General features: G+C 60.5%; 16 protein-coding genes, 3 tRNA genes and 2 riboswitches. Of the genes, 11 read left to right on the top strand and 8 right to left on the bottom strand.

Annotated features, from left to right (window positions below; all coding sequences use genetic code 11):
• Positions 1-124 precede the first annotated feature (124 nt).
• The 4 genes from HMPREF2765_RS07745 to HMPREF2765_RS07730 all read right to left on the bottom strand — a co-directional run bounded on the left by HMPREF2765_RS07745 (position 125) and on the right by HMPREF2765_RS07730 (position 5,500).
• Positions 125-2,248, bottom strand: a complete 2,124-nt coding sequence (locus tag HMPREF2765_RS07745) for an AMP-binding protein (protein WP_070605097.1) — start codon at positions 2,246-2,248, stop codon at positions 125-127.
• Positions 2,249-2,692: 444 nt separating this feature from the next.
• A complete protein-coding gene (locus HMPREF2765_RS07740) occupies positions 2,693-3,535 on the bottom strand; it encodes an ABC transporter permease (RefSeq protein ID WP_049350468.1) in 843 nt (280 codons plus the stop codon).
• On the bottom strand, positions 3,535-4,599 hold the full coding sequence (locus HMPREF2765_RS07735) for an aliphatic sulfonate ABC transporter substrate-binding protein (protein WP_070593576.1): 1,065 nt from the start codon (positions 4,597-4,599) through the stop codon (positions 3,535-3,537). Before HMPREF2765_RS07735 ends, HMPREF2765_RS07740 begins: the two co-directional genes overlap by 1 nt.
• A gap of 64 nt (positions 4,600-4,663) precedes the next feature.
• A complete protein-coding gene (locus tag HMPREF2765_RS07730) occupies positions 4,664-5,500 on the bottom strand; it encodes an ABC transporter ATP-binding protein (protein WP_049327389.1) in 837 nt (278 codons plus the stop codon).
• Positions 5,501-5,504: 4 nt separating this feature from the next.
• A riboswitch (SAM riboswitch) is annotated at positions 5,505-5,601 on the bottom strand.
• 175 nt (positions 5,602-5,776) lie between these two features.
• Positions 5,777-5,885, top strand: a riboswitch (SAM riboswitch).
• A gap of 114 nt (positions 5,886-5,999) precedes the next feature.
• On the opposite strand from HMPREF2765_RS07730, the gene HMPREF2765_RS07725 reads away from it, so the two are divergent.
• Positions 6,000-7,427 (top strand): LLM class flavin-dependent oxidoreductase, encoded by a 1,428-nt coding sequence (locus HMPREF2765_RS07725; protein ID WP_012904245.1) that lies wholly within the window; start codon positions 6,000-6,002, stop codon positions 7,425-7,427.
• A 169-nt stretch (positions 7,428-7,596) separates the two neighbouring features.
• Positions 7,597-8,040 carry a YchJ family protein gene (locus tag HMPREF2765_RS07720; protein WP_070605094.1) on the top strand — a complete coding sequence of 148 codons (444 nt, stop codon included), beginning with the start codon at positions 7,597-7,599 and terminating at the stop codon, positions 8,038-8,040.
• Between the two features lie 137 nt (positions 8,041-8,177).
• Here the strand turns inward: HMPREF2765_RS07720 and HMPREF2765_RS07715 are convergent, their stop codons facing one another.
• The gene (locus tag HMPREF2765_RS07715) at positions 8,178-9,626 is read right to left on the bottom strand and encodes an NCS2 family permease (protein ID WP_049350471.1); all 1,449 of its coding nucleotides are present in this window, start codon (positions 9,624-9,626) and stop codon (positions 8,178-8,180) included.
• Positions 9,627-9,972: 346 nt separating this feature from the next.
• Positions 9,973-11,439, bottom strand: coding sequence for an NCS2 family permease (locus tag HMPREF2765_RS07710; protein WP_049353437.1), 1,467 nt, complete (start codon positions 11,437-11,439; stop codon positions 9,973-9,975).
• A gap of 342 nt (positions 11,440-11,781) precedes the next feature.
• Here HMPREF2765_RS07710 and HMPREF2765_RS07705 point away from each other — a divergent pair, with 342 nt between their 5' ends.
• Positions 11,782-12,147 (top strand): DUF2218 domain-containing protein, encoded by a 366-nt coding sequence (locus HMPREF2765_RS07705; protein ID WP_049340230.1) that lies wholly within the window; start codon positions 11,782-11,784, stop codon positions 12,145-12,147.
• 296 nt (positions 12,148-12,443) lie between these two features.
• Positions 12,444-13,847, top strand: coding sequence for an FAD-dependent oxidoreductase (locus tag HMPREF2765_RS07700; protein WP_049340232.1), 1,404 nt, complete (start codon positions 12,444-12,446; stop codon positions 13,845-13,847).
• A gap of 356 nt (positions 13,848-14,203) precedes the next feature.
• On the opposite strand, the gene HMPREF2765_RS07695 is transcribed toward HMPREF2765_RS07700, so the two are convergent.
• Positions 14,204-14,785, bottom strand: coding sequence for a hypothetical protein (locus HMPREF2765_RS07695; RefSeq protein ID WP_005507238.1), 582 nt, complete (start codon positions 14,783-14,785; stop codon positions 14,204-14,206).
• Between the two features lie 1,007 nt (positions 14,786-15,792).
• On the opposite strand from HMPREF2765_RS07695, the gene HMPREF2765_RS07690 reads away from it, so the two are divergent.
• The 7 genes from HMPREF2765_RS07690 (at position 15,793) to HMPREF2765_RS07660 (ending at position 19,800) form a co-directional block, all read left to right on the top strand.
• Positions 15,793-15,865, top strand: a tRNA-Glu gene (locus HMPREF2765_RS07690).
• Positions 15,866-15,933: 68 nt separating this feature from the next.
• A tRNA-Asp gene (locus HMPREF2765_RS07685) sits at positions 15,934-16,007 on the top strand.
• A gap of 73 nt (positions 16,008-16,080) precedes the next feature.
• Positions 16,081-16,153 (top strand) — tRNA-Phe (locus tag HMPREF2765_RS07680).
• Positions 16,154-16,430: 277 nt separating this feature from the next.
• Positions 16,431-17,381, top strand: a complete 951-nt coding sequence (locus tag HMPREF2765_RS07675; RefSeq protein ID WP_070605091.1) for an ABC transporter ATP-binding protein — start codon at positions 16,431-16,433, stop codon at positions 17,379-17,381.
• Positions 17,378-18,142 carry an ABC transporter permease gene (locus tag HMPREF2765_RS07670; protein WP_070605088.1) on the top strand — a complete coding sequence of 255 codons (765 nt, stop codon included), beginning with the start codon at positions 17,378-17,380 and terminating at the stop codon, positions 18,140-18,142. The genes HMPREF2765_RS07675 and HMPREF2765_RS07670 overlap by 4 nt, the downstream gene beginning before the upstream one ends.
• A gap of 3 nt (positions 18,143-18,145) precedes the next feature.
• Positions 18,146-18,844 (top strand): ABC transporter permease, encoded by a 699-nt coding sequence (locus HMPREF2765_RS07665; protein ID WP_044150830.1) that lies wholly within the window; start codon positions 18,146-18,148, stop codon positions 18,842-18,844.
• A gap of 5 nt (positions 18,845-18,849) precedes the next feature.
• The gene (locus tag HMPREF2765_RS07660; protein ID WP_049346714.1) at positions 18,850-19,800 is read left to right on the top strand and encodes an ABC transporter substrate-binding protein; all 951 of its coding nucleotides are present in this window, start codon (positions 18,850-18,852) and stop codon (positions 19,798-19,800) included.
• Between the two features lie 157 nt (positions 19,801-19,957).
• Here the strand turns inward: HMPREF2765_RS07660 and HMPREF2765_RS07655 are convergent, their stop codons facing one another.
• Positions 19,958-21,802 carry an alpha,alpha-phosphotrehalase gene (locus HMPREF2765_RS07655; protein WP_070605085.1) on the bottom strand — a complete coding sequence of 615 codons (1,845 nt, stop codon included), beginning with the start codon at positions 21,800-21,802 and terminating at the stop codon, positions 19,958-19,960.
• Between the last annotated feature and the right edge of the window lie 361 nt (positions 21,803-22,163).

The raw sequence follows: 22,163 nt of genomic DNA, 5'->3' as shown, positions 1-22,163 counted from the left end.
ATAAAATGGCATAGCAAAAGGTGCGGATACCGAATCATCATTCGGTATCCGCACCTTTACTCTATGTAGCTTTTAGCTCAGCTCAGCTCTCAGCTCAGCATAACGTGCAGCTCAGCAACAGAGCCTAGACAGCCTCGCTCACGCGGCCAGTATCCACCAGCACCTGCGCGATGTGGCCCAGCGCCTCCTCATTCTGCAGCGAAGAAACATCGCCCAAAGAACGGCCCTGGTACAGCTCACCGAGCAGACGGCGAGTAATCTTACCCGAACGGGTCTTCGGGATATCGGCAACCGCCACAACGTCTTTCGGTTTAGCAATCGGGCCAATGTGCTCACGCACATGTGCGGTCAGCGCCGCCTTCAGCTCATCCTCAGTCAGATCCTTACCCTCATCGGTGAGCGTTACGTAGGCGACCGCCTGGTGACCGGTCAGCTCATCCTCCACGGGGCAGACACCAGCCTCCACCACAGCCGGGTGAGTCACCAGAGCCGACTCAATCTCAATCGTGGACAGGCGGTGACCCGAAATGTTAATCACGTCATCAATACGGCCGAGGATGTACACGTTACCCTCTTCGTCTTCCTTCGCGCCGTCGCCAGCGAGGAACCAGCCGCGCTCGCCGTAGTGACGCCAATAGGAATCCAGGTAACGCTGCGGGTTCTGCCACACGGTACGAGCCATCGAGGGGCCAATCTTATCGACCACGATGAAGCCCTGCTTGCCGGGCTCGACCGGGTCGCCGTGCTCATCCACCACGCGGGTGGATACGCCTGGAACGGCGCGGGTAGCGCAACCGGGCAGGGGAGTGCAGTGCGGGGTGCCCTCCGGGTAGGTGCCCTCGGGCGCGAATGCGGGGTCGTGCGGGCGCGGGGAGCACACGGTCGAACCGGTTTCAGACTGCCACCAGGTGTCGATGAACGCCGCGGTGCCGCCGCCCACGTGCTGACGCAGCCAGCGCCACGCCTCCGGGTTAATGGATTCACCCACAGAACCGAGCAGACGCACGGTCGAGAAGTCGTACTTGCCGGGCTCCGGGCCGTTCGGGAACGCACCCATGAGGGAACGAATCAGGGTCGGGGCGGTGTAGTAGTTGGTCACGCCGTAGCGTTCGATGACCTCAAAGTGGCGGCCGAAGTGCGGGGTGTTCGGGGGACCCTCATAAATCACCTCGGACACGCCGTTAACCAGCGGGCCGTAAATTTCGTAGGTGTGGGCGGTCACCCAGGCGAGGTCGGCGGTGCACCAGTGAACGGTGGACTCAACCTTTTCCGGGTCGTTGACCGCGGACAGCTCGTCGGGGCGCAGCACGCCGTTCTCATCCACGTAATCCGGCAGCAGATCGTACAGCAGCGCGTGGGTGTACGCGGTCTGCACCAGGTATCCAGCCATGGTGTGCACCAGGCCCTTGGGCTTACCGGTGGTGCCGGAGGTGTAAATGATGAACAGCGGGTCTTCTGCGTCGTGCAGTTCGTAGGCGTGAGTATCCGGCTGGTCGTCCACCAGGTCGTGGTACCAGACGTCGCGGCCCTCAGTCCACGGCACAGCGGCGTGCGCCACCGGGTCGGAGGCGCTGGTGCGGTCCACCACGATAACGTGCTCGATGTTGTTCTCACCGGAGCATGCTTCGTCGGCGTTGACCTTCACGGGAACGACCTTGCCGCGGCGGTTCTGGCCGTCGGTGGTGATGAGAACCTTCGCGCCGGTGTCTTCCACACGGAACTTCAGCGCCTCGGCGGAGAAACCACCGAACACGAGCGAGTGAATCGCACCAATACGCGCGCAGGCGAGGGTGAAGATAATGGTTTCGGGGATGACGGGCAGGTAGATGACCACGCGGTCACCCTTGCGCACGCCCAGGGACAGCAGGCCGTTCGCTGCCTTCGCGATGCGGCGCTGCAGCTCGGCGTAGGTGATGGCTTCGCGGTCGCCGGGTTCACCTTCAAAGTAGAGGGCGACCTTGTCGCCGCGGCCCGCCTCCACGTGGCGGTCTACGCAGTTGTAGGCGACGTTCAGCTTACCGCCCTCGAACCACTTAATTTCGGGAATCGTGAACTGTTCGATGCCGTCCTCATCGAAGCCGAGGGACTTCGGCTTCTCGAAGCGGTGCGCGGTGTGCCAGGGCTCAGCCCAGGTGAGGCGCTGCGCCTGCTTCTCCCAGAACTCGACGCGTGCCTCGTCAGATTCGAGCGCGGGGTTCGGAGTGGGGTTCAGCGGGTCGGTGAACGAGTAGGGGGTGGGCAGTCCCATTATTCTCCCATCGGTTGCTGGCATTAGCACCCTTGCTCGCCGCGCCGCTGTCTGTGTGACCGTGGGGTCTGTGTGTGCGTTGGCGAGGGGGTTGCTGCGACGTCACGGAGCCAGGTCTCTCGGTCGCTCTGGATGGTTTGCCTTCTTAGTAAAGCGCGCTCGAGGGGGTGGACGCAAAGGGGACCGTCATATTCGGAATGGTGAGTACCAGTTCGTAATATAACGACATATTTAAAGACCCCGCCCCGCGCTCACTGCTGTGGGGCGCGGGGCGGGATTCATCATCATCATTCAGTAGGCGACAGGTTTCCCCGCCGACTTCTTTCTCCGGCGCGTAGCGATGATTAGCTCACCTTTGGGGAGCAGCCACGCGGCGGACATCTCTCCTAAAACTCAGCGCGTGCTGAGTGTTACGTTTAGCTGTGGTGCTAGTTGCTGGTGGCGTTAGTTGCTGGGGTACTTCGCCTTCACCCAGCGCTCGAACACGCCCACCAGCGCGTCGGTAATCTTACCGAGCACCGCCAGCGCCACAATGGCCAGCAGCAGGCGGTCGGTGCGGCCGTTGTTCTGCGAGTCGGTCAGCAGGTAACCCAGGCCCATGGATGCACCCAGCAGCTCAGCGGCGACCAGGAACAGCCACGCCTGAGCCAGCGCCAGACGCAGACCCGAAACGACCGACGGCAGAACCGCGGGAAGCTGAACCGTGGTGAACAGGCGCAGACCCTTCAGACCGAAGGCGCGTGCCGCCTCCACAAGCTTGGGGTCAACGTGCGCCAGAGCCGCAGAAACCGTGGTGTACACCGGGAAGAACGCACCAATAGCAACCAGGGTCACCTTGGAATTCTCGCCGATACCGATCCACAGCAGAAGCAGCGGAACCCACGCCAGGGACGGCACGGCACGTAGCGCACCAATGGTCGGTGCGGCAATCAGACGCACCGGCGCAGACAAGCCAATCAGCGCACCAAGCACCAGGCCGAGCACGGCACCAATACCGAAACCAATCAGCACACGCTGAGTAGAAATCGCCACGTGGCGGCCCAACTCGCCGCGCTGTGCCAGCTCAACACCGGCGCTGACCACACGGTCGGGGGAGGGCAGCTGAACCTGGGTGAACACGCCGTTCGTGCTCAGAATGTACCAGAGGGCAATCAGCGCCAGGGGAAGAATCAGGCCCAGGTACTGCTTACCGGCGAACGGGTTCGACGGCAGCTTCACGGAAGAGACACGCTTCTCGGCACGCTCAGCGCGAGCGCTGGAGGCGGCGGTAATCGTTGCGGCGGTCATTACTTCTCAACCACCTTTGCGATCTTCTCAACGGCTGCGCTGTCAGCCTTCTTTGCGAACTGGTCGTCCACAATGCTGTTCAGTGCCTTGTCCACGTCGGACTGGGAGGGAACGTCGCCGGACTCCACCAGGATCGGGCCGACGCCCTTGAGAACCTCAACCTGCTTAGCGCCCGGAACCGGGTCGATATCCAGGTGGGTGCGCTCCATGACGACCTGGGCGGTCTCGTGCTTAATGCCGGACTCCTCCTCGACAATCTTCACAGCCTCTTCGGGGTTCTTCTTAGCCCAGGCGCGAGCGTACTCGTACACGTCCACGATGGCCTGTGCGGCGGTCGGGTTGGACTGAATGAACTTCTCGGTCGCGTTCAGGAAGCCGTAGGTGTTGAAGTTCAGGTTGCGGTAGAAGAGCACGTCGCCGCTTTCCACCTCTGCGGCAGCCATGATCGGATCCAGGCCGCTCCACGCGTTGACCTGACCGTTATCCAGGGCGGTGCGACCGTCGGCGTGCTGCAGGTTCTGAATGGTCAGATCCGAAGCGGAAATACCCTCCTGCTTGAGTGCCTGCAGCAGCAGGAAGTACGGGTCAGTACCCTTGGTCACGGCAACGGTCTTACCCTTCAGGTCCGCAACCTTGGTGATGCCCGAATCCTTGCGGGTCACCAGAGCCGACCACTCCGGCTGCGAGTAGAGGCTAATGACCTTGATGGGGGAGCCATTAGCGCGTGCCAGCAGCGCCGCCGAACCGGCGGTCGAGCCGACATCAATATTGCCGCTACGCAGCGCCTCATTCGCCTTGTTCGAACCGGCCGACTTGACCCACTCAACCTTCTTACCCTCCGCGGCGAGGGCAGTCTCAAGCCAACCCTTCTTGCGGATAATCAGGGACAGCGGGTTGTAGGTCGCGTAGTCAATGGTCACGGTGTTCTGGTCGCCACCACCGGCAGCACCGGAGGCGTTAGCGGAACCGGACCCTTCACCGGCGCAGGCGCTGAGCAGAGTAGCAAAAGCGGCGGCTGCGGCAAGGGACTTGAGGGCGGTACGGCGAGACGGGGAGTAAGTCATGATGAAATCTTTTCGCTTCTGAAGATGATGATGTGATGTGTGAGAAATGCGTTTCGTGGCGGCTTTAGGCGTTATCTTCCACGCCGAGCTCAGCCAGCAGTTCGCTGCGCAGCGCCGTGATCTCTGCATCGGCGCGGTCACGCGGGTGAGAGCGGTCAACGGTCACAATGCGCTGGATGGTGGCGGGCGCCTCCGGGGTGTCCTTACCGAGGACAATCACCCGGTCAGAGAGGTACAGCGCCTCTTCCACATCGTGGGTGACCAGCAGAATCGTGGTCGGATCTTGACGGTGCACGTCCAACAGCAAATCCTGCATGTTGATGCGGGTCAGCGCGTCTAGAGCACCGAAGGGCTCGTCGAGCAACAGCACGCCGGGGTTGCGTGCGAGCGCTCGCGCCAGGGACACGCGCTGAGCCATACCGCCTGAAATTTCCTTGGGACGGTGGGTTGCGTATTCGCCCAGGCCGACCAGGTCGAGCAGGCGCGCTACGGATGCTGCGCCTTCAGATTTTTTGGTGCCCTGCGGCAGTCCGAGTGCCACGTTGTCGGCGACGGTGCGCCAGGGGAGCAGGCGCGGTTCCTGAAAGCCGATAGCTACGCGGGGGTCGAGGCCGGTCACTGCCTTCTCGCCGATACGCACGGTACCTGCGGTGATGCGGTTCAGGCCTGCTGCTGCACGCAGGAGGGTGGATTTGCCGCATCCGGAGGATCCGATGACGGAGATAATCTCGCCGGGGGCTGCGGTGAAGGAGACTCCGCGAAGAACTTCGTGGGTTCCGCCGGGCACGGGGAAAGACTGTCCGACGTCTTCAAAGCTCAAGGGGACGGCGGCGGTGGATACGGCACGGCGGCCGTTCTTTTCACTGGTGGGTACGTCAGTTACTGCACTGTTGAGTGTCATGTCACTTCCATCGTTCCTGGCGTTAGCACCGGGGGCGGAAGAATCCGTGTCGGTTGCTGCGACGTCGTGGAGCCAGGTCTCTCAGTCGCTCTGGATGGTTTGCTTCTCCCACCCTATGGGCTGTGGCGTGCCTCAATCAACCCGGCGGGCGCGTATGAATTTCTATGACCGTATATTTCGCATTTATCACGAAATATTTCGGTTCCACGTCACAAAAAGATTTTTTCGTCACAAACGTGACCTCCCTCCCGCGCGCCCCGTACACTCAAACCACGAGATCATGAGTCCCGGCGCTAAGCTCTGGCTAGCCGGGCGGCAACCCTCTCCCGTAGCGGGGTGCCCCAGATGATGATCTGGCCTCAACGAAAAGAGGCAAGTACGGCGCGAACGCGCCACCTGCACGAAGGCCACCACCGAACGCAGAAGGCAAGAAGGAGGCGGCGCGCGGGGTGCAGGGTACAAACCCGATCGTCCCCGATCATTCGCGAAAGGAAAATCGATGGCTGAGCAGAAGAAGCGCATCGTAGTTAACGCATTCGAAATGACCTGCATCGGTCACCAGAGCTTCGACCTCTGGCGTCACCCGCGCTCCCGCGCAACCGAGTACAACACCATCAAGTACTGGACTGACCTGGCTAAGACCCTTGAGCGCGGCCTGTTCGACGCCGTGTTCATCGCTGATGTTGTCGGCATCTACGACGTGTACAAGAACTCTGCCGCTCCCGCCATTGAGGGTGCCGCTCAGGTTCCCGTGAATGACCCCGCAACCCAGATTTCTGCAATGGCTGCAGTGACCGAGCACCTCGGCTTCGGTGTGACTGCTGCCGCTACTTTCGAGCAGCCCTACACTCTGGCTCGCCGCTACGCCTCCCTCGACCACCTCACTGAGGGCCGCGTCGGCTTCAACGTTGTGACCTCTTACCTGCCTTCGGCTGCTGAGAACCAGGGCCTGCCCACCCAGATCCCGCACGACGAGCGCTACGAAATCGCCGACGAGTTCCTGGACGTCTGCTACAAGCTGTGGGAAGGCTCCTGGGAAGACGGCGCAGTCATCAAGGACCGCGAGCGCGGCATCTACGCTGACCCCTCCAAGGTCCACCCGATTGGCCACAAGGGCAAGTACTTCTCCGTGCCCGGCATCTCCCTGACCGAGCCGAGCCCGCAGCGCACCCCCGTGATCTTCCAGGCTGGCGCATCCAGCCGCGGTCAGAAGTTCTCCGGTAAGCACGCTGAGGCTGTGTTCATCAGCGCCCTGCGCCCGGACCTGACCCGCGTTGTGACCGACCGTATTCGCGCCGCTGCCGAGGAGCAGGGCCGTAGCCGCGACGACGTCAAGATCCTCGCAATGCTCTCCGTCATCGTGGATGAGACCGAGGAGAAGGCAAAGGCAAAGTACGAGGAGTACAAGAAGTACGTGAACCTCGACTCTGCACAGGCTATTGTCGGCGGATGGTCCGGTGTTGACCTGTCCCAGTTCGACGAGGATGAGGTCCTGAACTACGTGCAGACCGAGTCGATTCAGTCCTTCCTGACCCCCTTCACCCTGCAGGCGAAGGACAAGAAGTGGACCCGCAAGGACATCGCTGAGCACACCACCCTCGGCGGTATGGGCGAGGTCATTGTTGGTGACCCGGTTCAGGTTGCTGACGAGCTGGAGCGTTGGATCGACGAGGGCGGCCTGGACGGCATCAACCTGGCGTACCACGTCTCCCCGGGTTCCTTCGAGGACTTCATCGAGTACGTTGTTCCCGAGCTGCAGAAGCGCGGCCGCTACCGCACCGAGTACGAGGGCAACACCCTGCGTGAGAACATCTTCGGTAAGGGCCACACCAAGGTTGCTGACAGCCACCCGGCTGCTAAGTACCGCGGCGCATACGTGGGCAAGCCTTCGGCTGCTGACACCCCGGCTCGCGCAATCGCTGAATAAGCGTTGCCGCTGAAGCGCACCGTGTAGGTTCGCTCAAACTTAACGATTGAAAACAAGAACGCCCGTTCTGCTGGAGGATTTGTATCCCCGGCGGAGCGGGCGTTTCTTTGCGCTGTGCTTTCTTGATGCGATGCCTTCTTGACGTGGCACGTTCTTTATACTGGGTGGCATGACTGAACTGAACCAGGTTGAACTTAACCATGATGACCGCTGCCCCTGCTCGAGCGGCGAGGTGTACGGCGCCTGCTGCGGCAGGTTCCTGGGCGAGTTTGCCGCCTCCGGCACGCTGACTGCTCCCGCGCCGGAGCAGCTGATGCGCTCGCGTTTTACCGCGTTTGCGACAGGGGATGCGGCGTACTTGCTGGCGAGCTGGCATCCGAGTACTCGCCCGGCGACGCTGGAGTTGGAGGATAATATCTGCTGGTATCGCCTGGATATTCTGGGTGCTTCGGGTGGCCCGTTTGATGCGTCCGGTACGGTGGAGTTCGTTGCGTATTACCGTTCGGTGCCGGGTGTTCCTGCGGAGGAGCGGGTGAAGGGCAGTATGCATGAGCTGTCGCGCTTTGAGAAGGTGGGCGGCACCTGGCTCTATGTGGATGGAGACGTCCGCTAAATCTCGTAACTTTCCCTGCCTCTCATACGTGCAGAGTGTGGGCATAGAAGAAATGGCAGAATCATTCCGAAACCGGAACGATTCTGCCATTCTTTGTTGACGCCTCTCAACGAGGCTAACTATCGGGACTGTTGGACTTAGCTAGTCCAGCCGTTAATGATGCCCATACCGAAGTAGATCACGAACACCGCAGACACCAGGTACATCAGCCAGTGCACGTCCTTACCGCGGCCCTGCACCAGGCGAATGAAAGTGTACGCCACGAAGCCGGCACCAATACCGTTCGCAATCGAGTACGACAGCGGCATGAAAATAATGGTCAAGAACGCCGGAATACCCAGACCCCAATCGGTCCAGTCAATATTCACGGCCTGGCGAATCATCAGGAAGCCGACCACGACCAGCGCCGGAGCAACCGCCTCGAAAGGAACGATGGTGACCAGCGGCGAAATGAAAATCGCCAGCAGGAACAGCACACCGGTCACAATGTTCGCAAAGCCGGTGCGTGCACCCGCACCAATACCGGTAGCGGATTCCACGAAAATCTGGTTCGCCGAACCGGACGCGCCACCACCGACAACGGAACCGAAAGCGTCCACGAGCAGGACCTTGTCAATGTCCTCAACCTTGCCGTCCTTCATGGTGCCAGCCTCGGCGGCAAGGCCAACCGAAACGCCCATCGCGTCAAAGAACACGGACAGCAGAATGGTGAACACCAGCAGCGATGCGGCCAGCGGGCCGATGTGGGTGAACGCGCCGAACAGGTCAGCGGAACCGATGAGGGAGAAGTTCGGGGTGGTGAACTCCATGTCCGCCAGGGAAGGCACGTTCAGGGACCAGCCGGTCGCCGCCTCCTTCACGGAACCGGAGGGGACAACCGCCTCCAGAATCAGGGACAGCGCGGTGGAGGCGAGCACGCCCCACAGGATCGCACCCTTCACGTTACGGATGAACAGGGCGATGGTGAAGAACAAGCCGAAGAGGAAGACGAGGGTGGGCCAGCCGAGCAGGTGACCGCCCGCGCCGAGGCTCACCGGAACGGTGGTGCCAGCTGCGTCAGGCATGCGGCGGATAATGCCGGAGTCGACCAGACCGATAAAGGAAATAAAGAAGCCGATACCGACCACAATCGCGGTCTTGAGCGACTCGGGGACCGCCTCAAACACCGCGGTACGGAAGCCGGTGAGCACCAGAACGGTCATGATCAGACCGGCAAGAACGACCAGGCCCATGATGTCTGCCCAGGTCAGGTTCGGGGTGGTGGCAATGGTGGAGGCGAGCAGCGCGTTCACGCCCAGGCCAGCCGCCATGGCGAAGGGCTGCTTGGCGATAACACCCATGAGGATGGTCATCACGCCGGCAACCAGCGCGGTCACAGCCGCGACGGGTGCGATACCGAGGGTGCGTTCGGATGCGTCCTTGCCGAGGCCGATGACGAGGGGGTTCAGCACCACGATGTAGCTCATGGCGAAGAATGCGGCGAGGCCGCCGCGGAATTCTGCGGCGATGGAGGAGCCGCGTTCGGAAATCTTGAAGTAGCGGTCGAGTGCGCTGGTGGGCGCTGCCGCCTTCTGGGGTTCAGACATGTGAGGATCCGTTGATGTTGTTCGGTGTGTACTGTTGCGCCGCCGGTTTCGCGGGTAAAGCTCGCAGGTAAATTTCACGGGCTAGGCTCGCGGGTAAGTCTCGGGTTGGGCGCCACGATGGTTCAACCATTGTAGGCGCCGCCGCTTAGCTTGTGCCGTTGAAACGCGTTGTGTGCGGCGGTTCAGTCGGTGATGTGGTGTTTCCCCGACCCCTGCAACCAGAATTGGGTAGTTGGGGTAGAGGGAAGAATAGCGCAGGGCGGGGTACCGGCAACCCGAAGGTGCCGATACCCCGCCCTGATGGCGCCCGCTCCTCCACGTGTGGAGGGTGAGGCACCCGATGTATTTAGTGCATCCAGCCGGTAATCAGGCCGTTAGCGAAGAAGATGAGGAACACTGCGGAAACCACGTACATGAGCCAGTGAACTTCCTTGCCGCGACCCTGCACCAGGCGGATGAAGACGTAGGACAGGAAGCCTGCGCCGATACCGTCCGCGATGGAGTATGCCAGCGGCATGAAGATGATGGTCATGAACGCGGGGATACCCAGACCCCAGTCGTTCCAGTCGATGTTCACTGCCTGGCGGATCATCAGGAAGCCAACGAACACCATTGCGGGTGCAACAGCTTCGAAGGGCACGATGGTGACCAGCGGGGACAGGAAGATCGCGACGAGGAACAGTGCGCCGGTGACGACGTTCGCGAAGCCGGTGCGTGCGCCCGCGCCGATACCGGTTGCGGACTCCACGAAGATCTGGCTTGCGGAGGAGGAGGTGCCACCGCCGGCTACGGAGCCGAGAGCGTCCACGAGCAGGACCTTGTCGACGTTCTCGATCTGGCCGTCCTTGATGGTGCCTGCTTCGGTTGCGAGACCGACGGAGGTGCCCATTGCGTCGAAGAACGCGGAGATGAGGATGGTGAAGATCAGCAGAACTGCAGCCATGCCGCCGAGGGTGCCGAAGGCGCCAAACAGGTCAGCGGAGCCGAACAGGGAGAAGTCGGGCAGCTTGCTGGTGTTGGAGTCCCAGACGGGGACGTTCAGAGACCAGCCGGTGGGGGACTGAAGCGAGCTGCCGGAGGGCACGACCTTCTCCAGGATGATGGAGAGGGCGGTGGAGGCGAGCACACCGTAGAGGATTGCACCCTTCACATTACGGATGAACAGCGCAATGGTGAGGAACAGGCCGAACAGGAAGACCAGGGTGGGCCAGCCGAGCAGGTGGCCGCTCACGCCGAAGGAGACGGGCACGGTGGTGCCTGCTGCGTCGGGCATGCGGCGGATGATACCTGCGTTGACGAGGCCGATGAAGGCGATGAAGAAGCCGATACCGACGACGATTGCAACCTTGAGCGATTCGGGAACCGCGTTGAACACTGCGGTGCGGAAGCCGGTCAGCACGAGGATGGTCATCAGCACACCAGCCCAGACGACGAGGCCCATGATGGCGGGCCAGGTCAGGTTGGGGGTGGAGGCGATGGTGGTTGCCAGCAGCGCGTTCACGCCGAGGCCTGCCGCCATGGCGAAGGGCTGCTTGGCGACGACGCCCATGAGGATGGTCATGACGCCTGCGACCAGTGCGGTCATTGCTGCGACCTGCGGTACGCCGAGGGCGTTGCCGGATGCGTCCTTGCCGAGGCCGATGATGAGGGGGTTCAGCACGACGATGTAGCTCATCGCGAAGAAGGTGGCGAGGCCGCCGCGGAATTCTGCGGCGATGGTGGAGCCTCGCTCAGTGATCTTGAAGTAACGGTCCAGTGCGCCCTTGGCTTCTGCCTTGGGGCTCTGGGGAGCCGCGGTGTTCTCAGAAGACATTCGTGAAAATCCGTAGATACTCATAGTCGGGGCGGGGTTCGGGGTTCCGATCCCGCATAAAAAAGTGCCACTTCCCGGTGTGTTGGGGAGGTGACACTGTTGTACCGAAATATTCTACGGTTAAAGTTTCTCTAAGCGTTAATCCAGGAAATTCCCAGCTTTCGTTCAGAGATTTTTTGGGGGCGTAATAGCGGTAACTATCTCTCGCCTCTGCGCGAACAATGATAGTTTGTTAGGTTAGTAGACCCTAAGTTTCTGCTATATTCGAGGTGAAACATGCGTCGCCGGATGCCAGGTTCCGTGTGGTGAGCCTTTTCCGGCATAGATGAGAAGGAATCCACCGTGACTGAAACTCCCCAGGAAAACACCGCTGAGAACTACCCCGCCGCGGAATCCCTGCCGGTACGCCAGCGCGCCGTCGTAGCAACCGACCGCCCCGCCCGATACATCAAGCAGCTCGGCTCGCACATGGGCCGCAAGCTCGGCACCGCAGAACTGCCCGACGGTCTGCGCCTCACCTTCAACCGCGACGGTATTTTCCGCGGCTACGGTGACCTGCGCGAAATCGACGGTGCCCTCATCATGGAGGTGCGCGCCGAAAGTGACGAGTTGGCTGCTGGTCTGGCGGATGTGCTGGACCGCCACCTGGTCCGCTTCGGTGAGCGTGACGAACTGGTCGTGACCTTTGAGGCGGTACCCGCCTCCTAGTCCCTGCTTTCTAGTCTTCGTTACCCTGCCCCGCCCTCCTGCACCTCGGAGGGCGGGGCAGTTTTTACGCCCGCCGCGTGCGCAGGGTTCCGGAACCGACCGTGCCGCACCTCCCCGGATTAGGTGACCCCGCCCGGATTAGGTGACAGAAAATTGTCCTATTTAGTGGGCGACGACATATAAGCCCCCGAACACCCGTCAATCCCCGGTAAAATAGGCAGGAAGTGAACACTAAGCTCACCGCCTGTTCGCGCCGCACCGGGCGCCGGACGGTGAACTTCGAAAGGAAGATTTTCGTGTCTGAAGCAGCACGCCCCCTGCGCGTCGCCGTTATTGGTGCAGGTCCCGCCGGTATTTACACCGCCGACATCCTCACCAAGTCTGAAGAGGTCCGCACCGGCGCCGTCGAGGTCGCCATCGACATCTTCGACCGCTACCCCGCCCCCTTCGGCCTGATCCGCTACGGTGTGGCACCGGATCACCCCCGTATCAAGGGCATCATCACCGCGCTGCACAAGGTCTTGGACCGCGGCGACATCCGTTTCTTCGGCAACGTCGAATACGGCAAGGACCTGACCCTCGCCGACCTGCGCGAACACTACGACGCCATCATCTTCGCAACCGGCGCGATTTTTGATGCACCCCTGAACATTAAGGGCATCGACCTGGACGGCTCCTACGGCGCAGCAGACTTCGTCTCCTGGTACGACGGCCACCCCGACTACCCCCGCACCTGGCCGCTCGAAGCTGAGCAGGTTGCAGTGCTCGGTAACGGCAACGTCGCCCTGGACGTCTCCCGCATCCTCTCCAAGCATGCTGACGACCTGCTCGTCACCGAAATCCCCGACAACGTCTACCAGGGCCTGAAGGCTTCTCCCGTGACCGACGTGCACGTCTTCGGTCGCCGCGGCCCCGCACAGATGAAGTTCACCCCGCTCGAGCTGCGCGAACTCGCACACTCCCGCGACGTGGACATCGTCCTGTATGAAGAGGACTTCCAGTTCGACGCTGCTTCCGAAGAAGCAATGGAGAAGAACGCGCAGACCAAGGTCATGATGAAGACCCTGCGCGGCTGGCTGGAAGACCAGAAGACCAATGAGCAGACCGCATCCCGCCGCCTGCACCTGCACTTCCTGCAGTCCCCGCACGAGATCCTCGGCGAAGACGGCAAGGTCGTGGGCCTGCGCATTGAACGCAACAAGCTCGACGGCAACGGCGGTATCATCGGCACCGGCGAGTACGTGGACTACCCCGTACAGGCTGTCTACCGCGCGATCGGCTACTTTGGTTCCGAACTGCCCGAAATCGGTTACGACGACAAGCGCGGCGTCATCACCAACGTTGAGGGTCGCGTCGTGGACGAGAACGGCGAGGTTGTTCCCGGCCTGTACGCATCCGGTTGGATTAAGCGCGGCCCCGTCGGTCTGATCGGCTCCACCAAGTCTGACGCGCTCGAGACCATCACTCACCTGCTCGAGGACCGCGAGAACCTCTACACCGCACCCGAGCCGGAGGCAGAGGCATTCAGCGCATACCTGGACTCCAAGGGCATCAAGTACACCACCTGGGAAGGCTGGCACCGCCTGGACGACCACGAGAAGGCACTGGGCGCCGCATCCAAGGACGCTGCCGGTGAGCCTCGCGCCCGCGTGAAGGTTGTGGACCGCGACGAGATGATCAACGTCTCCCGCGGCGAGTAATCCTTACGTTGAGTACGTAGAGCATAGAAATCGACCCCGTACCGTGAGCCGGTGCGGGGTCGATTTTTGTCTATATATAAGGATGCGGGGGAGTAACGGGGAGGGTTCCCCGAAAGTGCTCGCCCGGAAGAGTTATCGAAAGAGCGGTTAAAGAAACCCACCCCGCACCATGAGGTCATGCGGGGTGGGCTGGGTAGGTGCCGAAGACACTCGAGGACATACCCTCCGGCTACCCGGACGCGCAACGAGCCCATGCAGTGACTCCACGTGCGGCGCATCCCTTAACGGGGTCTAGAAAGCTAAAGAAACACCAAGATTAGCTCTCTAAACAAGCGCATAGCCGTACGGTGTGTAGACTATGCACACTTTTTGAGGACGTCTTCAATGCCCAAAATGGCCTTGAGTACGGTTTCAGTTTCAGTACCCAGCTTCTTGCGGGCTTCACCAGAAATGACGGCCTTCACGATGTTCTTGAAGGTCTTCCACTGCTTGAAGGCGTTAACGAGTGCCTTAATAAGCTTGTAAATGGCGATGCCCAGCTGAATGACAAACTTTGCAATACTGACAACGCAGGCAATAACACCAACGGGGGAGAGAGCTGCGTGGGCGCGTCCATCAGACTTACGAACAGCGGCCTTAGCGCTTGCAATCTGACGGCCTGCGTCAGTGCCCTGGACGGTGGTCAGGTTGCCCAGTGCGCTCTCAATGCCGCTATTAACGCGGTTGGAGGATCCAGGCTTCGCATACTTCAAACGGGCAGGTACCTGCTCTAGGCGGCGCAGAATCAGCTTGAGCTGCTGGTCGGCAGTCATTGCTTTCTGCGGGTGCGCCATCTGCTGTGCCTGCGCTGCGGGTGCAGCTGCACAACCGAGAGCGATGGTTGCGGTGCCTACGCCGAGTGCACGGAATGCCGTGCGGCGATTCATCGTTGCGGACACTGGATCCCCCTTTGGATCTCTATGCGGTTTATCGGTGCTGTAATGTGCGGTGACTTTACGTCTGGGGCTCCGGAAGTGGCCCCGTACAAGGTCCGGAAGTGACCTCACGCCCTCTATAGTACGGTGCTCAAAGAGGGGGCTTCAAGCCATTTCAGGGGGTATTTTCAGCTGGCTTTCATCTGTCCTTGTCAATCGCTAGAGGTTTATCAAATCTTTATATTTCTGCGTCGTCATAATTGCGTAGATATCTGCACTGAGAGAAAAATAAGCGTCTGACAAGCCGGTTTATTGTATTCCCAAGAGTGAATATTTGCATCTACGTGCATTCTGGCCTGTAGTTGCTTTGCGCGGCAGAATTTTGTGGGTCGCTTGAAGGTTGAGACGAGTCTTGCTGAAGGGATGCGCCGCCAGATTCACCGAAGATGCACCACGGAGTCCATCGCAGGATTCACCACAGAATTTGCCGCAGGATTCACTGCAGAATTCGCCGTGCACTCTCTTGCGTTTTTGCACTCCGGGTAGCGCCTCCGTGTGCACCTTATATAGGCGCTGCAGAAAGTACTGAAAATTTTTTGGAGATTTTTTGGACTGCCGTGAGGCGAGTGGGGGAGCGGAAAACGGATTTTCGGAACTCTTGTGAAGGGTCGTTCAAAGATCTTTGACTCTCTTTGGAGCAAAATTTTGAAAGATTCTGAAGGAAATTTGTAGAAATCAGAGCAAAAAATAGGGCTTCCTCGAGGCCTCTGTAGGCGCCCAAAAGTCGCTAAAACCCCTCCAAAAGCCCCTGATATGGGGTGTTGTGAAGAAATTTTAAAATTTTTTGAAGTTTTTCTGAATCCTCATTGACAAGCTTAAATACATATGTGCCAGGCTATAAATCGTCGAAAATGGGGGTCAAAATCGGGCAAAATCGAACAAAACGGTTTGCGCGCCTCCGCAAACCTGTCATAGACTAGTGGAGGTTCGAACGACGGGATGAAGAAAACGGAACCTGTTCGATCGACTAGGCCCCCATCGTCTAGCGGCCTAGGACGCCGCCCTTTCACGGCGGTAGCACGGGTTCAAATCCCGTTGGGGGTACTTGCAAATCTCACGATTTGCAAAGCCAAGTTAGATGATATAGAATTTACTTCTGTTGATTCCAACAAGGCCCCGTAGCGCAGTTGGTTAGCGCGCCGCCCTGTCACGGCGGAGGTCGCGGGTTCAAGTCCCGTCGGGGTCGCTCTGGCCGCGTAAGTTCAGATGATTATTCATCCGAAGACGCGGTCATTGCGTATCTAAAAGTAAATACGCAAGGCTCTGTAGCTCAGTTGGTAGAGCGTACGACTGAAAATCGTAAGGTCACCGGATCGACGCCGGTCGGAGCCACGAAATCCGCCTCCAGGCTTCTACAGTGGGGCGGGTTTTGTTTTTAAAAAACTTTGCGGTTGCAGATACTGCAAAACCGTCGAAAAGGCGGCATTTTGGGAATAAAACCCTGAGATGCCGCCTTTTGTATAAGAAAACAACGCCACGCTCACTCTAGAAAGCTTCCCGCAGAAAACTGACCCAAATATTTCTGCGGGCACGGCGCATGCACCGGGTTATAAAACCGGGCTGTAACACCAGGCTGTAACACCAGGCTGTAGAAAGGATTGCCGCACCCATGACCGCTCAGAATCCCAGCGCTCAGCCTCCGGAAATCTCACCCCAAATTCCGGGCTCACCCCAGATTCCCTGGGCAAAAAATGCTGCTGTCGATAGTGCTCAGGCGGGCGGAATCCGCTTCGAGAACATCACCAAAAGCTACCCGAGCCGAACCGGTGAACCCACCACGGTACTGCAGAACCTGAACCTGCATATTCCCGCCGGTCAGATTACCGTGTTCGTCGGCCCCTCCGGCTGCGGTAAAACCACTAGTCTACGCATGATTAACCGCATGGTGGAGCCCAATAGCGGAACCATCACCATTGACGGCGTGAACGTGCACGAGAAGAACCCCTACGAGTTGCGCCGCGGCATTGGCTACGTAATGCAGCAGGGCGGGCTCATGCCGCACCGCACCGTCGCGCAGAATATTGCCACCGTACCGCGCCTGCTCGGCGCCTCCCGCAAGGAGGCGCAGGCGCGCGCCCTCGAACTGCTCGAAGTAGTCGGTCTGGATCCTTCGTACGCCAAGCGCTACCCCTCCCAGCTTTCGGGCGGTCAGGTGCAGCGCGTTGGTGTGGCGCGTGCTCTCGCCGCCGATGCGCCCGTCCTGCTGATGGACGAGCCGTTCTCCGCGGTGGATCCGGTGGTGCGTACCGACCTGCAGAAAGAGCTGCTGCGCCTACAGGGTCGACTCGCCAAGACGATCGTGTTCGTCACCCACGACATTGATGAGGCGCTTCTGCTCGGCGATACAATCGCCGTCTTCGCGGAGGGCGGCCGCCTCGCACAGTTCGGTACTCCCGAAGAGATTCTCTACAGCCCCGCCGATGATTTTGTGCGTTCCTTCGTGAGCCGCTCCGTTGCCGGTCTGCTGGATGAGCAGACGGTGCGCCAGGCGCGCGCACGCCGACTTGCCGCCTCCCGAGAAGCACAGAATGGTGTGGTAGAAGGCGAGAAAAGCGAATGAGTCTTCTAGAAAATATTGTGCTCGCGGCACCACCTTTCGTCACGCAACCCCTCGCCGCAAGCGATATGCACTGGGAATGGGTCGCCACCAACAGCCAGCGCATCCTCGAGCTGACCCTCAGCCACCTCTACCAGGGCGTCGTGCCCGTCGCGATTGGTGCTCTCGTTGCGCTGCCGGTCGCCTACTACGCGAGCCGTCGCCGTGACCGCGGTTCTGAACGCCGCATCGGTGCGCGAACCCTCATGCACCTCTCCTCGCTGCTGTACACCATCCCCTCGATCGCGCTGTTCGTGCTGATGCCGCTCATTCTGGGAACCTCCATTATTTCCCCGCTGAACGTGCTCGTCGCCCTGAGTGTCTACTCCTTCTCGCTCATGGTGCGCTCCGGTGTGGATGCCTTCGACTCCGTACCCGATAGCGTGCACGAATCTGCACGCGCCCTCGGATACACGCCCCGACAGGCGCTGATGGAGCTCTACCTGCCCCTCGCTACACCTGTCATTATGGCGGGAATCCGCGTGGCAACCGTGGCAAATATTGCGATGGTGTCCGTGGGTGCCCTCATCGGTGTACCCTCGCTCGGCACGCTCTTCACCGACGGACTCGCGCGCAATATCCCTTCGGAAATCCTGGCTGGCGTAATCCTTAGCCTGCTGCTGGCACTGGTCCTCGACCTGCTTCTTATCCTTCTGACAAGGGCACTTACGCCCTGGCAGGCGGCTACGGTTGCGAACCACCGCAGCCCCGAAAGGAAGGCGTAACCCGTGAACGTCATAGAACGAACCTTCGCCTACCTCATGGACGGCGCCAATTGGCAGGGAAGCGGCGGAATCCTCGTGCGCCTGCTCGAACACCTGAGCGTCACCGCCCTCGCCACCGCCTGCGCGGCACTCATCGTCGTGCCCCTCGGCCTCTGGGCTGGACACCACCGACCCTCCGACGGCACTAACCGCCGCCGCAGCAACCTGCTCATGAGCGCCGTAGCCGCCACCCGCGCGCTACCCGCGCTCGGTCTGCTCACCATCCTGGCGCTCTGGCTGGGCGTCTCAACCCTGCCCGCCCTCATCGTGCTCATTATTATTGCGGCGGCACCCCTGCTCGCCGGAGTTCTTGAAGGCCTCGCCGCCGTGCCGGAAGACCTCGTGGACGCAGCCCGCGCCCAAGGCCTGACCGAATGGCAGATTCTGACCCGCCTCGAAATCCCGCTCGCCGCCAACATGATGCTCGGCGGGCTCCGCTCCGCACTCGTGCAGGTCATCGCGACCGCGACCATCGTCGCCTACCTGAGCGGCGGAACCCTCGGCAGGTACCTTTTCGACGGGCTCGCCGTGCGCGATTACCCGCGCATGCTCGTCGCAACCCTGCTCGTAGCGCTTCTCGCCTTCGCCGTGGACGCGCTCATGGGCCTTGTGCAGCGTGCGCTCACCCCCGCGGGGCTCACCATCAACCGGAAGAAGGCATGAACCCGATGAATCAGACGCCTCAAACCTTCTCACGTCGCACTGCCCTAACCGCCGCCGGTGCACTCGGCATGGCGGGTATCCTCAGCGCCTGCGGGCTCAGCGGCGACAAAGTCTTCAGCGGCGAACACGAAGGAATCATCGTCGGCTCAGCCGCCTTCGCCGAATCCCAGATTCTCGCTGAAATCTACGCCGGAGCCCTCGCCCGAGCGGGATTCAACGCCCGCACCCAGCTGAGCATCGGCGCCCGCGAGGCGTACCTGGGGGCACTCGCCTCCGGTGCGGTGGACGTTATCCCGGACTACTCCGGCAACCTGCTGCTTTACCTCGACCCGAAGGCTACAGCTAACACTGCGCAGGAGATTCTGCAGGCGCTACCCGCCGCCCTCGGCACCCTCACCCCGGGTGGCTCCGGGGCTGAAATCCGCGCCCTCAACGCCTCCGAGGCGGAGGATAAGGACTCGCTCGTGGTCACCGCACAGACCGCCCAGAAATACGGTCTGCGAAGCATCGAAGACCTCGCCTCCCGCTGTACGAATCTGAAGCTCGGCGCCGCCCCAGAGTTTGCCGAGCGCGCCTACGGCATCCCGGGTCTGAAAGAGAAGTACGGATGCGTCCCCGCCGAGTTTGTGCCCCTCTCGGATGGCGGCGGCGCGCTGACCGTCAAGGCCCTGCTGGATGACACCGTGCAGGTGGTGGACCTCTACTCGACCACCCCCGCAATTGAGCAGAATCAGCTGGTGGTGCTGGAGGATCCGAAGAACATGATTCTGGCTCAGCAGGTGCTGCCCATTATCAATACGTCGCGAGTTCCCGACTCTGCGGCGGAGGTTCTGAATCGCGTTTCGGCGAAGCTCACTACCGCTGATTTGCGTACTTTGAATGACCGTGTTTCGGGTACCTCTAAGCAGGAGCCCGCGCAGGCGGCGGCTGCCTGGCTGAACGAGCACGGCTTCTAAAAGTCTGCCTGATATTCCACATAAATTCCTCTATAGGAATGTCTATAAACAAAACCGACCTGGGAATATTCTAGAAATAGAATATTGCCAGGTCGGTTTATATCGCCTATCTCCCATACGTCTCCCACAGGTTAGTGGAGGGGTATGCAAGTAGCTTTTAGCCCTCAATCAGTAGCGCCAGAGCCTCGTAGGGGCGCAGGCTCAGCGCCACCGTCTCAGCCGAATCAGATACAGCAGAATCCGCCACAGCGGAATCGACCGCAGAATTCTTGTAATTACACACCAGCACGCGACCGGAACGAACAAACTCAGCCGGAACCTCAACCTCGGTCGGCTCACCGTAGAAGTTCGTCAGCACCAGCAGGCGCTGCGCCGGGCTACCGTTCTCAGCACTAGCCTCAGTGGGCAGTTCACGCAGGTACGCAAACACCCGCTCGTGATCCAGCGCGTAGGGCGCGTACGAACTCGCAGAGATGACCGGGTACTGCTTACGTAGGGCAATCAGGTTGCGGTAGTAGGGCAGAATCACGCCGTCGCGTTCCTCATCCTCCACCGAAATACCGGCACCGGTCGCCGCGTCACGCACCGGGGCGGGAGTCAGCCACGGCGACGTGGAACCAAAACCGGCAGTCGCCGGATCCGCGGCCCATTGCATCGGCACACGCGAATTATCGCGAGCCTTCGAGGCTACAATCTCCAGTGCCTGCTGCTCGCTCAGACCGCGCTCACGCAGCATCGCATAGGCGTTGTGCGCCTCCACATCCACATACTGCTCAATCGAGGAGTAGACCGGGTCAATCATGCCGATTTCCTCGCCCTGGTACACGTACGGGGTGCCGCGTAGCAGGTGAATCACGGTCGCCAGCATGGTTGCCGATTCGGCACGGTAACGCTCAACGTCACCAAAACGGTTCAGCGCGCGCGGCTGATCGTGGTTATTCCAGAACAGCGCGTTCCAGCCGCCGCCGGCCTGCATACCCAGTGCCCAATCGTTCAGGATCTGCTTCAACTTGGCAAAACGGAACGGCACCTTCGACCACTTCTCGCCGTTCTCGTAGTCCACCTTCAGGTGGTGGAAGCTGAACACCATGTCCAGCTCGTGGTTTGCCGGGTTGGAGTAGCCCACGCAGTTTTCGATGCTGGTCGAGGACATTTCGCCCACGGTCACGGTGTCATCATACTGACCGAAGGATGCGCGGTTCAGCTGCTGAATGCGGGTGTGCACAATCGGGGTGTCGGTGTATTGTGCCTTGTCCACGGTGCCTTCGGGGGCGTCGAGTAGCTCTTCACCCTTACCGATGACGTTAATGACGTCAAAGCGGAAACCGCGTACACCTTTCTCGTACCAGAAGTTCACGACCTTAAACAGTTCGTCGCGCACAGTCGGGTTGTACCAGTTCACGTCCGCCTGGGTGCGGTCGTACAGGTGCATATAGAACAGGGGCGTGCCGTGTTCATCCGTGTACTCGCCAAAGCGGGACCAGCAGGGGCCGCCGAACTTCGATTCCCAGTTGGTCGGTTCGCGCAGCTGACCATCCTCGGTGTATTTGCCGGGGCGAATGTAGAAGTAATCCCAGTACTCGCGCTCACCGGCGAGCGCACGCTGGAACCACTCGTGCTCGGTCGAAACATGGTTGAGCACCATATCGAACATGACGCCCACACCGTGCTTGGCGAGGGCAGCAATCATCTCTTCGACGTCCTCCATGGTGCCCAGGTCGGGGTTGATGGCGTAGTAGTCGGAGATGTCGTAGCCGTTGTCGTTCTGCGGGGAGGCGAAGAACGGGTTGAACCACACCATGTCCACGCCCAGGGAAGCAATGTAGGGCACCTTCTCGATGACGCCGCGCAGGTCGCCGTAGGCGCCACCCGCCGAGGAGTAGAAGGACTTGGGGTACACCTGGTAGATGACGGAGGACGCGAAATCCTTGCCACCTGCCGGGGTGGTTGCAGGGCTGGTTGCCGGGGTGAGGGTGAGCGATGCGGTGGGTGCCTGTGTCATGGAAACCTTCTGAAATGTAAGCAGGGTTCAGCGTGTATAAATCAGTGTGTTGGAAACGAACCGCGCCGGTGCTGCGTGTGCTGCTACGTATGCACAGCGAGGCCCGTACGCGGCAGGCACAGCGGCCCGCCGCCTCCCGGTGCGTTCGCCGACTGAATATCGCCGCCCGGAACCTGGGCTCATTCCAGATTAGGGGGCATAATGGGGTGATGTCCCCCGTCTACCCCAAAGGGGGCAATTCTGCCGCAGATCCGGCACAACCCCCGTGGCCTCAACCCTCCCACCGATAGGCGGTTGCAGGCTCGTGCGCGTTTCGATGCATGAAACCAAAGTGACCCTGAGCTGAAGAGCGTTGGACGCC

It is taken from the genome of Rothia sp. HMSC062H08, from assembly GCF_001810775.1.
In the GTDB taxonomy this organism is placed as follows: domain Bacteria; phylum Actinomycetota; class Actinomycetes; order Actinomycetales; family Micrococcaceae; genus Rothia.
Note: the sequence above shows the minus strand (reverse complement) of the source record. Positions and strands in the feature narration are given on the sequence as shown.